Source organism: Brevefilum fermentans (genome assembly GCF_900184705.1).
In the GTDB taxonomy this organism is placed as follows: Bacteria; Chloroflexota; Anaerolineae; order Anaerolineales; family Anaerolineaceae; genus Brevifilum; species Brevifilum fermentans.
Map to the genome: position 1 here is coordinate 516,620 of NZ_LT859958.1, position 14,910 is coordinate 531,529.

General features: G+C 53.2%; 13 protein-coding genes. 5 read left to right on the forward strand and 8 right to left on the reverse strand.

Annotated elements, in window-relative coordinates:
* Positions 1 to 83: 83 nt before the first annotated feature.
* From CFX1CAM_RS02270 to CFX1CAM_RS02280, 3 genes are all read right to left on the reverse strand, one after another.
* Positions 84 to 317 carry a hypothetical protein gene (locus CFX1CAM_RS02270; protein ID WP_087861453.1) on the reverse strand — a complete coding sequence of 78 codons (234 nt, stop codon included), beginning with the start codon at positions 315 to 317 and terminating at the stop codon, positions 84 to 86.
* 32 nt (positions 318 to 349) lie between these two features.
* Positions 350 to 1,036 carry an ECF transporter S component gene (locus tag CFX1CAM_RS02275; RefSeq protein WP_087861454.1) on the reverse strand — a complete coding sequence of 229 codons (687 nt, stop codon included), beginning with the start codon at positions 1,034 to 1,036 and terminating at the stop codon, positions 350 to 352.
* 309 nt (positions 1,037 to 1,345) lie between these two features.
* Complete coding sequence (locus CFX1CAM_RS02280; RefSeq protein WP_087861455.1) at positions 1,346 to 2,494, reverse strand: MFS transporter; 1,149 nt, start codon at positions 2,492 to 2,494, stop codon at positions 1,346 to 1,348.
* Between the two features lie 83 nt (positions 2,495 to 2,577).
* On the opposite strand from CFX1CAM_RS02280, the gene CFX1CAM_RS02285 reads away from it, so the two are divergent.
* Positions 2,578 to 3,903 (forward strand): GNAT family N-acetyltransferase, encoded by a 1,326-nt coding sequence (locus CFX1CAM_RS02285; RefSeq protein ID WP_087861456.1) that lies wholly within the window; start codon positions 2,578 to 2,580, stop codon positions 3,901 to 3,903.
* A 76-nt stretch (positions 3,904 to 3,979) separates the two neighbouring features.
* Here CFX1CAM_RS02285 and CFX1CAM_RS02290 read toward each other — a convergent pair whose 3' ends face one another.
* The 4 genes from CFX1CAM_RS02290 to CFX1CAM_RS02305 form a co-directional block, all read right to left on the reverse strand.
* Positions 3,980 to 4,921, reverse strand: a complete 942-nt coding sequence (locus CFX1CAM_RS02290) for a M48 family metallopeptidase (RefSeq protein ID WP_087861457.1) — start codon at positions 4,919 to 4,921, stop codon at positions 3,980 to 3,982.
* A gap of 8 nt (positions 4,922 to 4,929) precedes the next feature.
* On the reverse strand, positions 4,930 to 6,369 hold the full coding sequence (gene pyrF, locus CFX1CAM_RS02295; protein ID WP_087861458.1) for an orotidine-5'-phosphate decarboxylase: 1,440 nt from the start codon (positions 6,367 to 6,369) through the stop codon (positions 4,930 to 4,932).
* Between the two features lie 110 nt (positions 6,370 to 6,479).
* Complete coding sequence (pyrB, locus tag CFX1CAM_RS02300; RefSeq protein ID WP_197687149.1) at positions 6,480 to 7,472, reverse strand: aspartate carbamoyltransferase; 993 nt, start codon at positions 7,470 to 7,472, stop codon at positions 6,480 to 6,482.
* 122 nt (positions 7,473 to 7,594) lie between these two features.
* Positions 7,595 to 8,650 (reverse strand): amidohydrolase family protein, encoded by a 1,056-nt coding sequence (locus CFX1CAM_RS02305; RefSeq protein ID WP_269457041.1) that lies wholly within the window; start codon positions 8,648 to 8,650, stop codon positions 7,595 to 7,597.
* 328 nt (positions 8,651 to 8,978) lie between these two features.
* Between CFX1CAM_RS02305 and hutU the strand changes: the two genes are divergently transcribed.
* From hutU to CFX1CAM_RS02320, 3 genes are read left to right on the forward strand one after another with little or no spacing between them, the layout of a single operon-like run.
* Positions 8,979 to 10,637: a urocanate hydratase gene (gene hutU / locus CFX1CAM_RS02310; protein WP_087861460.1), complete on the forward strand. Its 1,659-nt coding sequence runs from the start codon at positions 8,979 to 8,981 to the stop codon at positions 10,635 to 10,637.
* Position 10,638: 1 nt separating this feature from the next.
* Positions 10,639 to 10,992 carry a hypothetical protein gene (locus CFX1CAM_RS02315; protein ID WP_087861461.1) on the forward strand — a complete coding sequence of 118 codons (354 nt, stop codon included), beginning with the start codon at positions 10,639 to 10,641 and terminating at the stop codon, positions 10,990 to 10,992.
* Positions 10,979 to 11,494 (forward strand): hypothetical protein, encoded by a 516-nt coding sequence (locus CFX1CAM_RS02320; protein ID WP_087861462.1) that lies wholly within the window; start codon positions 10,979 to 10,981, stop codon positions 11,492 to 11,494. The genes CFX1CAM_RS02315 and CFX1CAM_RS02320 overlap by 14 nt, the downstream gene beginning before the upstream one ends.
* A 5-nt stretch (positions 11,495 to 11,499) precedes the next feature.
* Here CFX1CAM_RS02320 and CFX1CAM_RS02325 read toward each other — a convergent pair whose 3' ends face one another.
* Entirely contained in the window at positions 11,500 to 11,940 is a 441-nt protein-coding gene (locus CFX1CAM_RS02325; protein WP_197687150.1) for a GNAT family N-acetyltransferase, read from the reverse strand.
* A gap of 533 nt (positions 11,941 to 12,473) precedes the next feature.
* Here CFX1CAM_RS02325 and CFX1CAM_RS02330 point away from each other — a divergent pair.
* Positions 12,474 to 14,630 (forward strand): choice-of-anchor Q domain-containing protein, encoded by a 2,157-nt coding sequence (locus CFX1CAM_RS02330; RefSeq protein WP_087861464.1) that lies wholly within the window; start codon positions 12,474 to 12,476, stop codon positions 14,628 to 14,630.
* The last annotated feature ends 280 nt before the right edge of the window (positions 14,631 to 14,910 follow it).

The following is a 14,910-nucleotide window of genomic DNA, read 5'->3' on the forward strand; positions in this document are numbered from 1 at the left end:
ACTAAGGATGGTATTGACTTTTAACAGCCAATACCATCCATGTATGTTAAACCAGGAATATCGTGGTTTTTATAATAATTTGATTATTCTTCGTCTCGACCATTAAACTTTGCCAAAAGCACTGCCAATCCAGCGAGTACAACAAAAAGCGCTAAGACATAAGTTGATCCAAGCAAAATGGGGAAAGGTTCGCTCTCAATGAAGGGCAGATCAGCGATATTTTGTGCAGCACCCGGCAAAAACGCCATTAACACACCCAAACAAATGATGCCGATGCCCAAACCTTCCTTGGGTCCAACAGTTTTCTTATCGTTCATGAGAAAATCTCCTTTTTTTGAATGAATTTTGTTTATTTTCCAATTGCAAGGAACAACAAAACGACTAACACACCGATGAGAACACCAGCAAGTGGAATGATAATTCGTTTCAAACCGGTTGCCTTGGGCAGTTGGGCTCGTTCGGTCAGGTTGGCAGGCAGGGCTTCAATGATTGCCAAGCCAACATAGCCAGAGATGATTTTGTCAGCAAGGTTCACAAGGACATTTGAGGAAAAGACCGAGACAATAAGGTGCTGACCCATGCCGAGGAAAGCTGCTGTCATAACATCGGAGAAGTGTCCGGTGGCGCCACCAAACAGGAAGACGTAAATCGGGACAGCAAACAGGGTAACCATCAAACCTGCCAGCATATTGACCAGGAAGAAGCTCCACTGTTTCTTCATCCAACCCCATTGGTTAGCGTAACCCCAGACCAATGCGCCAATCACATTACAGACAGCAAAGGGCAAGCCAATCGGACCGGTTAAGAAAGATGAGACCACGTTGGTAATCACACCGACCACAGCACCCCACCAGGGGCCGAGCAGGATTGCTGACACCATTGTGCCGATCATGTCGAGGAAAGTGGGCAGACGCAGTGCAGTGTTGATATAACCACCAACAATATTAAGTGCAGCAGCTACAGGAACAACTGCAACTACATAAGTAATGGGCAGCTGCGCTGAGCGGCGTTTTGTACGTACTTGTGTTTCAGACATAGGGTTTACCTCCAAAAGTAATAAAAATAATAAGATACGACAACGAAAGAAAACGGTTTTTATTCACCTTGATTCAATAATCACCTCCTGTATTCTGGTCAGGTTTTTCATCGCCCAGGTTAAGCAAAGCAACAATATCAGCGGGTTTGGTATTGTCAAAAAGGGGGAAGATACAACGGCGATTTTTCATAAGCGTATATTATATAACATAACAGACTTAATGGGTTTTCATTTCGAATAGAAAGATCAGAGATTGCCAATGTAAATCAAGCGTGGTTTCCCCATTGTAATTATCGAGATGGCTAAGTTTCATTTTTTGTGCCGTGGATACAATGCCAGCAACATAAACCCAAGGCCGATGGCACCCAGGATGATGTTAAACCCCCAAACCGTGCGGATCCCAAACCATTCTAAAATCGCGCCAGCCAGGTAAGCGCCCAATGCAGCCCCGATGCCGTTTAAGCTTGCTGAATATAATCCCTGACCGGTTGCACGCCAGCGAGGGTTGACCAATTGATCAACGAACCCAATTCCGACCACATAAAAACTAATCACGGCAAAACCGTGGATGACCTGGGAAGGAACAACCCATCCTGGCGTTTTTACAAGAAAGTAAATAAGCCAGCGCAGTGGCAATAACACCGTGCCCATTAAAATAACCCAACGTGGCGACCGATGTTTTAACGCCAGCGGAACCAGCAACATTAAGGGGATTTCCACAACTGCCTGCAAAGAAATCGTCAGTCCTATCAGCCAGTCCTGAGCTTTTAATGATTGGAGAAACAGGGTGATGTTATTGTTATACACAACCAGTGATGCACCAACAAAAATGCTGCCGATCAGAAAAAACACCAGTCGCGGATTGCCGGATAGGATCTCACTAACCTTGGTCTCGGAGTGATGAACCTGACTTCGAGTTTCAGGCAATGTCAGGGTTACCAAACCCAGTAGAATGTAAATTCCTCCTGTCAACCACACCAGGTAATCTGTGTTCTCTCCCAGAAACAGGCTGCCCGCTACCATGCTGATGATGGCAAAGCCCACTGATCCCCACACGCGAAACAGACTGTATTTATCCAGTTCGTCGCTTGCCTCTAAATATTCCAGCAATATTGCAGTGCCGATCGGAATGATAGGCGCACTGAATGCAGCGAATAAAACAATCCAGACAAATGCAGCGACAAAGGATTTCGACAATCCCAATCCAAACATCGCCAACCCCATACCCAAGCAACTGATCAATAATAAGGCTTTACGGGTGTTCAGTCGGTCGCTTAAATAGCTCCAAGCCGGCTGCAAGCCCAAGACCACAATGGGCATTGTGCCCAGAAGCAGCCCAACCTGGAAACCAGAGAAATTCCTGTTGTAAAAAAACAGAGGCAGATAGGACCCATATACGCCAAAGGCGCCAAATTGAAGGAAAACAAAGATTTTAAATCGGGTATTCATTTTTGTCATTAAACCAACGCCAAGTATACCTTCAACTTCTTATTTAATTGATTTATAATCAAAGGGAATTTCGTAATCAAGGAGAAAAATAAATGTCAGAATCATTCATTCGCGATCTGGGCGAAGGTTTGATCATCCGCCGCTCAACATCTGAAGATGCGCAAGCTCTGGCGGAATTTAACATAGAGATTCACAGCGAAGATGAATGGGATGCGAAGGGCTTGGAGGATTGGACTCTGGACCTGATCAGCGGTGAAGCGCCAACGTTTAATACAGACGACTTTTTAATCGTAGAAGATACACACAGCGGTGAAATTATCTCATCGAGCTGCCTGATCTCGCAAACCTGGTCCTATGAGGGCATTCCCTTCAAGGTTGGACGACCAGAATTGTTTGGGACCAGGAAAGAATTCCGACGGCGCGGCCTGGTGCGGCAACAGATGGAAATTCTACACGAATGGAGTGCGGCGCGGGGCGAACTTGTCCAGGTGATCACGGGCATCCCTTTTTATTACCGCCAATTCGGATATGAAATGGCTCTCAACCTCCACGGAGGGCGTTCAGGCTACAAGGTTCACGTTCCAAAACTGGAGGATGGGGAAGAAGAACCCTACACTTTTCGGAAAGCAACCACCACAGACATTCCCTTCCTGATGACCACCTATAATCGCGGTTGCCAGCGCTCGATGGTCTATGCTGTGTGGAATAAGCACCTCTGGCAGTATGAACTGACCGGAAAACGCCGGTACAACATCAATGCCCGCGAAATTTTCATCATCGAGAGCCTGGCAGAAGAACCGGTTGGGTTTATTGGCATCCCGCCTGTCAAATGGGGTGACAATTCTGTCCTGACTGTTTATGAGTTGGCGCCGGGGGTCGCCTGGTCATCTGTAACACCAGGTGTAGCCCGTTTTTTGTGGATGCAAGGCGAAACGCTGGCTGAAGACCAGGGTCTTCCCCAGGAAAGGTTTGGTTTTATGTTGGGAGAAACCCACCCGGCTTATGACGTGATTGCCTCAAGCTTACCTTACAACCATGAGCCTTACGCGTACTATATGCGGGTAACCGATCTGCTGGCATTTATACAAGAAATCACACCGGCACTGGAAGCGCGCCTGGCGGACACACCCTTTGATTATTACACGGGAGAGGTCATTTTGGGATTCTACCGTGACGGAATCAAGCTGGTATTCAAAAACGGACACCTGGAAGCGATCAATAAAATTGACCTGGACGCCCTTAGGGATGCAACCGCAAGATTCCCCGGATTAACGTTTCTGCAACTTCTGTTCGGGTATCGGAGCATGGACGAACTGGAGCATGCCTACGCAGATTGTTTTGCCAAGAAAGAAGAAAATAAAAATTTAATCAACACCCTCTTCCCCAAGCGGTCATCCGATGTTTGGCCGATTTCTTAAGCCATTGATAAACCCCAAAAAGCCCGCAAACAGGTTCGTTTGCGGGCTTTATTGTTTCATTTCTTGTTTTCAGCGTTCAGGGAGCCTGCTTGGGTTTTAGCCATGGCCAGCGTTCTTCTGGCGTGAGCTCTGTTTCAAGGAGCGTGCTTGTTTCAGGTTCAAGCTGTACGGGTGCGACAAACCGTGCCGCAGGCGCTGAAGGTGCAGCTCCCAGGTTGCCATTGATCCCGGTCTGGATGCGCTGGTATTCCGTTGAGCGGGCATAATCCCTCAGCGTGTTGATACGGCGGATGAGCATCGGGTGCGATTGAAAAAGCTCTGCCAGGCGGTTAGATACCGGGTCGTCTTCAGCATCGATCATGGCCAGGGCGCTCTCAAAATCGGCTTGCGTGCGGATTTTTGGCGCAGCCAGCTTGACCAGTGCCGAAATTGCGGTGTGAATATCGCCGCAAGCCAGCAACCCCGCTCGATCGGCTGAAAATTCGCACATGCGATTCCACCAGCGAAAGGCGGTGTACAGGATCACCGCGGCGCCAAAGGGGGCAGGAATACCCGCCATGCCGCCGATGATCGTGTTCAGCCAGGTGTGTCCCAAGACCACGTGACCCATCTCGTGACCGATGATGAATTTAAGCTCATTGACCGTCATCGTTTTAACCAAAGGGGCGAATAAAACCAGCACCTTGGGGCTACTGATCCCGAAGGTGTAGGCATTCATCTGTTTTTGATTGACCACAAACACATCCACCTGTCCGGGCTGCAGTTTTACCCCGCATTCTGCGATCAGGTTTGCCAGTTCGGGCGTGCGAGCACGATCGACACGTAACGCATGCTGCATTAATGATTGATGATGCGAATGGATCATCACAGCGCTGATCAAGAACATCCCCAGGATAAAGACTGCACTCAAGCAAAATGTGGCTGTGGAGGTCAGGATAATCACGCCCAGCACCAGCAGGATCGTCAGGATCAGAACGACCTGTTCGTTTTCATAGCGATAGGCGCGGGTGCGAAACATGATTGCTCTCAGCCTGAAGTGCCTGTTTCCTGCAGGAAAGCGCGCACGCGGGCAATTTGATTGGCGGGAAGGCGTTGAGTTTCTTGCCAGTGATCTAAAAGTTGCGAGAGAGTCAATAATGCGTGCATCCGGTAGCCGGCTTCCGTCAGGGCTTCCCTGGCTCCGGATTCGCGGTCGATCAGGACCACCACATCACGCACGTTCAAGCCCGCCTCAGCCAGTTTCTCGATCGCCTCAAATTTACTTCCCCCGGTTGTGGCCAGGTCGTCGATAACCACAACTGTTTCGCCCGGATGGTAGATGCCCTCAATCGCCATGCCCGTGCCGTAATCTTTAACATCTTTGCGCGGATAGATCAACGGGTAGTTGCCCTGCAGGCTGATGGCTGTTGCGATCGGCAGGGCGGCATAAGGCAGACCTGCGATTCGGTCAAATTCCAGTTGAGACAATTGCTGAATATACACGGCAGCCACCTGGGTCATCCAGCCCGGGAAGGTCACCAAACGCCGCAAGTCAATATAGATCGGTGAAACCAGACCCGACTTGAGGGTAAATTCGCCAAATTGAATGCAGCCCATCGAAAGCAGTCCTTCCACCAGAGAGGCGATCAGGGGAGGAGTCGGGCTTTCCATGGCAGGCGAAGGCTGCTTGATTTCTAATTGTGCTTCGCGAAAACTTTCAACCAGTGCCCGTGCAGCCTGCCCGGGATCCTCCGCACGGGAGATGCTGCGACTGACGTTGATCAATAAGCCCAGCCCATCGGCTCGTAAGCCGGCTCGCATCGCCTCCTTCAGATCTGCGCCCTGCGCGCCCAAACCCGGCGCGAGAATCCATTGATCCGGCGCAAACTGGCGCACCCGCTGCAATGCCTCGGGGAAGGTAGCGCCCACCACCAGCCCCAGGCAGCAATTGGTGCCCCATTCCTGGGCTAAACCGGCTACTTTTTCGTATACGGTCATCAAACGGTAGTAACCGCCCAGGGGCAGGTCTTGCAGGTCGACCGAGCCGGGATTGCTGGTCTTGCACAGGAGGAAAATGCCCTTTTCGGGGTCGGCAAGGAACGGCGAGAGAGAATCGTAGCCCATGTAGGGGTTGAGGGTGATCGCATCTGCGCCCAGAACCTCGAAAGCCGAGCGGGCATAGGCCTGGGCTGTCGAAGAGATGTCGCCCCGTTTGGCATCCAGGATCACAGGGATGCCCTCGGGCACAGCCTGGATCACCCTGTGTAGCGCTGCCCAGCCCTCCGGCCCCAGGACTTCAAAAAAGGCGGCATTGGGTTTAAACGCCAGGGCATATTCCTGGGTGGCGTTGATCAACCGGATACAAAAAGCTTCGGCTGCTTCCGCGGTCTGCTCCGGCAGTTCCTCCGGATGCGGATCCAATCCCACGCACAACAAGGAATCGATGGCTCTGGCGCGCTGGTTGAGTTTTTCGAAAAAAGTAGGCATGTTTTTCCTCCAAGGATGCGGTCTGACGTAACCCTATTGTAATATAAAACGGGCTGAAGCACGGACAAATGCCGGGTTCGCCGATTTAAAACATGCCCGGTGACGTTAACTTAAGCCTTGCCCAACACCATCGCCAGCAATGCCATGCGGATATACAGACCGTATTCCATCTGGCGGAAGTAAGCTGCGCGCGGGTCAGCATCCACAGCCATGTCGATCTCCCACACGCGCGGGAAGGGGTGCATGAGGACCATTTTGCTCTTTGCCTGGCGCATCGTTTCAGTGGTAATGACATAACTGCCTTTAAGCGATTCATGTTGGGCAGGGTCTTCAAAATATTCCTTTTGCACCCGGGTGACATAGAGCACATCCGTCTCGGGCAAGACGGGGGTCAGGTCGGCAAAGCAGTCCTGCGGGATGCCCTTGGTCCCAATTTCAGCTTTGATCTCATCGGGCAGGCACAGGTTCTCCGGCGCAACATAGTTCAGCTTGACGTTGTACAGGCTCAATAAGCGCGCCAGCGAATGTACAGTGCGTCCATATTTAAGGTCGCCCATCATGGTTACGGTTATGCCGTCCACCCGCCCCAGTTCCTCGTGAATTGTGAACAGGTCCAACAGCGCCTGGGTAGGGTGCTCACCGACCCCGTCGCCGGCATTGATGATCGGTTTCCGGGCATATTTAGCTGCCAGGGCAGAGGAGCCGACCTCCGGGTGGCGCAGCACGATCACATCGGCAAAGGCTTCCAGGGTGCGGATGGTATCGGGCAGGGATTCACCCTTGGTGACCGAAGAATAGCTGACGTTGTTAATCGGGATTACGCTACCGCCCAGGCGCTCCATGGCGGAGGTAAAAGATGATGAAGTCCGTGTGGAAGGCTGATAAAATAGATTCGCCAGAATTTTCCCCTTCAACAGGTCAAAAGAGCCCACCCGGGAGACCATTTCATACATCTCGTGCGCCACCTCAAAAATATAGGTCAACTGTTCACGATCAAACTGCTTGACCGTGATGATGTCGATGCCATAAAACGGCGAGTTTTGCATATCCCCAAAGGGTAGGTGCGAGTTTGTTGACGGTAATCTTGGGATTAATTTTGGCATGTAATATCTCCAGAAAATTTTATTTTTTACTAAATAGCGAACGCACAAACAGAAATTTGGGATTAAAGGCGGGCACAGAAATTCTATCTTCGATATCTCATCTTCCGTCCACATTTCAACTTTCAGCGTTCTGCACCATGAGCGATCTGCTGACCGAACCCGGGTTGAGCCAGGACCTGGCCATCTTCATAAACTGTGACACCGCGCAGCATCACCCTGCGGACAAGGCCATACACCGACCACCCTTCAAAGGGCGTCCAGCCTGCTTTACTGTGCATTCCCCGCGCTGTGAGGGTGTGCCTTTGCTCCAGGTTCACCTCAACCCAGGTCTCAGGTTGGGCAGGGATGCCGAAAATTCGCCGGACATGCGGACCCATGCGATTCAGTACATCATCAAGGGTTAACCGCCCGGCGCGTACAGCGCTCAGCAGCAAGGGTAACGCGGTTTCCAGCCCCGGGAAGCCCGGCGGCGGATCATGTGTGGCTTTTTCTGCCGCGGTGTGCGGAGCGTGATCGGTGGCAAAACAATCGATGACATCCAGGTGCTTCCAGAGCGCATCCACATCGGCGCGGCTCGCCAGCCTGGGGCGCACCTCGCCTTGACCGCCCGGCAGGTCTGCCGCGGTCAGAAACAGGTGATGCGGTGTGACCTCGCAGGTGATCTTCAAACCGCGTTGCTTTGCAACCCGGATCAGCAGGATCTCCTCCCGGGTGGCAACATGCGCCACGTGCAGCGGTCGATCCACTAATGCCGCCAGCAGGATCGCCCCGGCCAGGGTACGCCCCTCGGCATGGACAACCAGGGGTCGGGTTTTGGGCCAGGTCTGCATGTGAGCCTTCCATACCGTGATATCATCCAAACGCAGCGGACCGTAGGTCTGATCCAGGTAGAGTTTCAAGCCGGCGCACTGACCTGCCAGATCCTCGGTTGCGGGCAAGTTATGGCGGCTTGCGCCTAAATAGAGTCCAAAATCACAGCGTGCCCTCCTGGCTGCCAGTTTTAGCGCAGCGGCAAGGGACGGGGCATCCACAACGGGCGGGTTAGTGTTGGGCATGGCCAGCACCTGGGTGAATCCCCCCGCCAGGGCTGCGGCGGTCCCGCTGGACCAATCCTCCTTATGAACGGCACCGGGCTCGCGCATATGCACATGGGGGTCAATTAAACCGGGAATACGCAAGATTAGCCTTCTGTTACAAAAAAAGAGAGCCATGTAAGGCTCTCTAAGGAGGTTAATGGGGTCACCGTACGCGGCGCGGGGTGCAGTTTATTCAGGGATGAGATCACCTTGGTCAATTGCATAATACTGTGACAATTCTAAACTTTTTTTGTCTTCTGTCAAGATAAATCGGGGTAATCGGTCACAAACCAGTCGCTCATCCTGTCATCACAAATTTTCGAGCATAGGCTTAAGAAACTTTTCCTTTTAAAATACAATTTTTCATCAGGCTCAGAAACGGCTATAATCTATAAGTGAAGAATACCAATAACACACAAGGAGGTATCCCATGTCCCAACCTCGTCCGGTACGCGCCCCGCGCGGCACCCAGCTCACCTGCAAATCCTGGCTGACCGAAGCCGCCTATCGTATGATCCAGAACAACCTTGACCCTGAGGTTGCCGAACGACCGGAAGACCTGGTGGTCTACGGCGGACGCGGCCAGGCAGCCCGCTCCTGGGAAGCCTTTGACGCCATCCTGGACACCCTGAAGAACCTCGAAAACGACGAGACCCTGCTGGTGCAATCCGGTAAGCCAGTGGCGGTCTTCAAAACACACACCGACGCGCCGCGGGTGTTGATCGCCAATTCTAACCTGGTACCGCATTGGGCTACGCAGGAGCACTTTGACGAACTGGCAGCCAGAGGTTTGATGATGTTCGGGCAGATGACTGCCGGTTCCTGGATCTATATCGGCACACAGGGCATCCTGCAGGGCACCTACGAAACCCTGGGCTCCCTGGCGCATCTGCGGGGTTGGCCATCTCTGCGAGGCAAGTTTGTGCTCACCGCCGGGTTGGGCGGCATGGGCGGCGCCCAGCCCCTGGCGATCACCATGAACGAGGGCGTGGGCTTGATCGTGGAGGTTGACTCCGACCGGGCTCGCCGTCGACTGGAAATCGGCTATGTCGACGCGGTGGTGGACACCCTGGAAGAAGCCATGACCCTGGTGGAAGAAGCGCAGGCGGCGGATACACCCAAATCCATCGGGCTGATTGGCAACGCGGCTGAGATCTTCCCCGAGCTGGTGATTCGCGGCGTGCTCCCGGATGTGGTCACCGATCAAACTCCGGCGCATGACCTGCTCAGCTACATCCCCGCCGGGTTGACCCTTACCGAAGCCGATGAGCTGCGGGAGCGTGATCCGCAGGAATATGCCAGGCGATCGCAAGCATCCATGGCTCAACACGTCCAAGCCATGCTTGATTTCCAAAAAGCCGGCGCAGAGGTCTTCGATTACGGCAATAACCTGCGCCAACGCGCCTTTGATTATGGCGTCAAAGATGCGTTCAACTTTCCGGGCTTTGTCCCGGCTTATATCCGCCCGCTGTTCTGCGAGGGCAAGGGTCCCTTCCGCTGGGTGGCTCTCTCCGGTGACCCGGAGGATATTTATGCGACCGATGAAGCCATCAAAGCGCTCTTTCCGGAAGACGAGCACCTGCACCGCTGGCTGAATATGGCAAAAGCGAAGGTGCCCTTCCAGGGGTTGCCGTCCCGCATTTGCTGGCTGGGCTACGGGGAGCGCGCCCAGGCCGGGCTGGTCTTCAACAACCTGGTGGCTGAAGGCATCGTTTCCGCACCGATCGTGATCGGGCGCGACCATCTCGATTCCGGCTCGGTTGCCTCTCCCAACCGTGAAACGGAAAGCATGCTGGACGGTACCGACGCGGTCAGTGACTGGCCGATCCTGAATGCCCTGATTAACGCGGTCAACGGCGCCACCTGGGTCTCTTTCCATCACGGCGGTGGGGTGGGAATCGGCTTCAGCCAGCATGCCGGACAGGTGATCGTCGCTGATGGCACGCCAGAGGCTGCCCAACGACTGGAACGCGTTCTGACCGTCGACCCCGGCATGGGTATCGTGCGGCATGTCGATGCCGGCTACCCTCAGGCGATCCAGGCTGCCAAACGACATGGGATTCACATCCCCATGCTTAAAGAGGATTGAGTTGCACAGGCGAACCTGGCGTTTCGTATTCTTTGCCCTGGCGATTCTGGCCGGGTTTGCTGCCGGGCTTGGTTACGGCTGGCTAATCCACCCCGTTGGGTATCACAGCATCGATCCGCAGACCCTGCAAATTGACTATCAAACCGATTTCGTCCTGATGGTGGCTGAACTGTACCGGGCGGAAGGCGACCTGGCGATGGCTTTAGCCCGCCTGGATTTTTTAGGTGGCTCTCCACAGGTGACGATCAACGATGCAATCGATTATGCCAACACCCGCAGCTATGCCGCTGCTGACCTGCAATTAATGCAAGACCTGGCATCTGTTCTCAGGCAAGCGCTGGATGGGAGAGACTGAAAAAGGACTGGGAGTGATGCTTGAAGACACCCATGAGATCAGTGTAACCACCCCAACTTCGCAGAAGCGCAGTTCATGGTACTTGCTAACCGGCATCATTTTAGGATTGATCCTGGGGCTGGCTTACGCCTGGTTGATCAACCCGGTGATTTACAAAAGCGGCCCCCCGGCTGCCCTGGGTGAGGTGGATAAAGACTTTTACCGCGTCACCATCGCCCAGGTGTTTTGGGTTACAGGTGATCTGGAACGGGCATCACTGCGTCTGGTGCTGCTGGAAGATCCCGACCCGGTAGATGCCCTGGGCGCCCAGGCGCAGCGGGCGCTGGCGACAGGCAACGACCCGGACGCTCGAGCCCTGGCGCTGCTGGCCTCTGTTTTGCAAAACACCTCACCGATCCAGGCGCCAACCCTCGAAAGCACCTCTGTGCCAGCCACAGCGACAGAACTACCACAGCCCCTGATCCCTACCTATACGCTGCCGATCCCCACAGGCACTCCCTGAGCTTATTAATCCTGAAGTGAGTAACGGTAAAGATTGGTCTCACGACGGATGAAGCCCATTGCCTGGTAAAGCAGGTTGGCTGCACAGCGAGCGGATCGCGAAGTCAGATTAACTTCGCTCAATCCCAGAGCGCGAGCCTGTTCCAGGCAGGCTTCGGTGAGAGCTCTACCAACCCCCTTGCGGCGAGCGCTTCGATCGACAACCACGTCTTCAATCCACGCATGCAGTCCGGTGGGTGTGCGATAAGTCCCCAGGGTAGCACTGCCGACGATTTGACCGTGCTCATCGGGCAATCTGGCAAAAAACACATGAGTAGCCTGTGATGCAGCCATTTTTTGCAGCTCATCATGGGTTGGCGCCGACAGGTGGTGATTCAGCTGGGGCATCAGCTTTTCAAAAGCAGCGATGATTTCGTCGGTGACCTCACGCATCAGTTCAATATACACGAGCATCCTCCTTGATTGTGAGGCTATTTTATCATCTGCGATTATTCGGTGTAAATCGTGCGTGGGAAATTGTGCACGGTCTCGCTTCCATTGAAATGTCATTGCGCAGCACGAAGCGATCTCGATTAATTTTTGATTGTAATACTCTGACCTCGGTGAAGTGTCATTGCGAGGAACGAAGTAATTTCAGTCTTTCCTTGTAGGCTGCTTGGCTTTCGCGATACTTCAGGGACACTGCGTCATCGTCCCTGAAGCGCAGCGGAACCCCTGTAGCGAAGCGAAAGGGGCTGAGCGGAGCGAGTGGGATCACCACTTATTCAAACCATTAAAAGGATTGCAATTTTCTTAGAATATCTATATAATATGAATAATATTCCTCTGCTCGTTGTTTTCCCTTCTTAGACGCACTTAGCAGAACCGCTGATTAACAATTGAATATTTACCCAACACCTTTGATGAAAAGCAGGACCATCCCGTGTAATAACAGGAGATCCGGTTTATTGAATGTTCATCGATAAAACAGGAGAATCCCCATGAATAAGAAACTTCATCCTTATGTATTGATCCTCATGCCCCTAGTTTGTGGACTGCTGGCATGGGGCATCGTATCAAATGCAATCCATTCTCAAGCAGCCGGAGGCGCCTACTACGTTAAAGTGGGTGGCAGTGGGAGTGGTGATTGCTCTAATTGGGATAACGCTTGCGATCTGCAGGCTGCCCTCACACAAGCCGATGCGGGCGATGAAATTTGGGTGGCAGCAGGCACTTACACGCCCACCGAGCCCGCTGGCCGCGAAGCTACCTTTGCGCTGAAAACTGGTGTGAAAATCTACGGCGGGTTCCCGGAAGATGGCGGTACATGGGAACAACGGGATTGGAAAGGTAATGAAACCATTCTGAGCGGCGACATCGGCACAGAAGGTGATAATGCAGACAACAGTTACCACGTGGTCACCGCCGTCGGGGTTGCTGAAACAGCGCTGCTGGATGGGTTTACCATCACCGGGGGCAATGCCAATGGCGCCGCGGACAATCAAAAACGTGGCGGCGGGATCTACAACGTTTCCGGCAGCCCCAGCCTGGCCAATCTGACGATCAGCGACAACTCGGCAGAACGGCATGGCGGCGGGGTGTACAACGAGTCGGGCAGCCCCAGCCTGAAGGATATGACGGTCAGTGACAACTCGGCAAATCAGTGGGGTGGCGGGTTCTACAATATCTCTGGTAGCCCCAGCCTGAAGGATGTAAAGGTCAGTGGCAACTCAGCAGGACATAATGGCGGCGGGATCTTCAACTTCTCAGGCAACCCCAGCCTGCAGGATGTGACGGTCAGCGAAAATGAAGCAAAGTTTTCCGGCGGCGGGTTCTACAACAACGGTGGCGACTCCAGCCTGGTTGATACGACCATCAGCGACAATGTGGCAAAACAACAGCATGGCGGCGGGTTCTACAATGCTGCTGGCAACCCCAGCCTGGTCGATGTGGTCATCAGTGGCAACACGGCAGATTATGGCGGCGGGATATGCAATGCCTCTGGCAACCCAAGCCTGGACAATGTGACCATTGGCGACAACTCGGCAAATTATGACGGCGGCGGGATCTACATCCCTTTTGGCAGCCCCAGCCTGGACAATGTGACGATCAGTGACAACAAAGCAAATTATGGCGGCGGGATGTTCACCAAAAATTGCAACCCTACCCTAATTGATGTGACGATCAGAGAGAACTCGGCAACATTTAATGGCGGCGGGATCTACAACGAGTCTCACAACCTCAACCTGAGGGATGTGATCATCAGTGACAACAATGCATATAATGGCGGTGGGATCTACAATGACAAAGCCAATCCAAGCCTGGAGGGTTTGACGATCAGTGGCAATACGGCAACATATAATGGCGGCGGGTTCTATAACTACTATGGCAGCCCCAGCCTGAGGGATGTGACGATCAGCGACAATGAGGCAAAAAACCATGGCGGCGGGCTCTCCAACTATGGGGGCAGCACCCGTCTGATGGATGTGACGATCCGTGACAATGAGGCAATAAATGGCGGCGGGATCTACAACTATAATAGCAGCCCCAGCCTGGAGAATGTGACCATTGCTGGCAACTTGGCAGAACAACAGGGCGGCGGGATTTTCAACGCCTCTGGCGACCCCAGCCTGGTCAATGTAACGATCAGTGCAAATAAAGCAATCCAGATCAACGGCGGCGGGATCTACATCAATACTGGCAGCCCCAGCCTGATCAATGTGACGATCAGCGGCAACGAGGCAACAAAAGGCGACGGCGGCGGGATCTACAATGAGTTTACAAACCCCAGCGTGATTAATGGGATCCTGTGGGGCAACACCCCTGACCAAATCTACAGTTTTGGAGGGACTCCCTCGGTCACCTATAGCGTCATTCAGGGCGATAGCGTATACCCAGGTGAGGGCAACCTTAACACCGACCCCAAACTGCAGGGCCTGGCTGACAATGGCGGCTTTACCCTGACACATGCGCTTGCGAAGGGCAGCTCAGCCATCGATAGGGGCAATAATGTAGTATGCCCGGAAACGGATCAACGTGGCGCCCTTCGACCCATCGACGGCGATGGAGACGGCAAGGCGGTGTGTGACATCGGCGCTTACGAGTTTGAGTTTGTTTTTGAGAAGTACACTCTCTTCTTACCTTTGGTGTTGAGGTAATTCAGATCACTGCAAGCAGGGTGCGCGGGGAAATTCCGCGCACCCTTTCACCCTCATTGTCCCTGAAGCGCAGCGGAACCCCTGTAGCGAAGCGAAAGGGGCTGAACACAGGCGCTTGGTCCCATGCCAGGGCAAAGGGAGTGGTTGACGAAGGCCCTCCCCTACAGGTGACCGACAAATCAATACCTCTGCGGATGATCAATCAATCCGGCGGTTAATCCTGTTTTGAAACACAAAGAACACGAAGAACACGATGTTTGCCTTCGTATAGTTAATAGTG